This window comes from Avibacterium gallinarum, from assembly GCF_002921135.1.
GTDB lineage: Bacteria > Pseudomonadota > Gammaproteobacteria > Enterobacterales > Pasteurellaceae > Avibacterium > Avibacterium gallinarum.
In genome coordinates this window covers 1-390 of the sequence record NZ_PQVJ01000012.1, presented here as the reverse complement: position 1 = coordinate 390, position 390 = coordinate 1, and the positions used below count along the sequence as shown (strand labels likewise).

1 protein-coding gene is annotated in these 390 nt (G+C 36.4%); it reads left to right on the top strand.

Annotated features, from left to right (window positions below):
- Positions 1-370 (top strand): IS1595 family transposase (locus C3007_RS05380; RefSeq protein WP_123772528.1); only part of this gene is annotated, 370 nt, incomplete at its 5' end.
- Between the last annotated feature and the right edge of the window lie 20 nt (positions 371-390).

Genomic DNA, 390 nt, shown 5'->3' with positions numbered 1-390 from the left:
ACTAAAACGACAAGGAAAGGTATTTACTGTTGTGGTTGAAAACACCAAGAGTGAAACATTACTCCCTGTTATTAAAAGAAAAATCAAGCCTGATAGCTGGGTTTATACGGACACTTATCGCAGTTATGATGCTCTTGATGTGAGTGAATTTCACCACGAACGAATCAATCATTCCGAGCTATTTGCGGTGAAACAAAATCATATTAATGGCATTGAAAATTTTTGGAATCAGGCGAAGCGGATACTGCGAAAATATAATGGAATTAACCGAAAAAACTTTCCTTTATTCTTGAAGGAATGTGAATTTCGGTTTAACTTTGGGACACCAAAAGAGCAGTTAAAAATATTGCGAAAATGGTGTGAAATTTAGGGCTAATCTACTACAGCCCC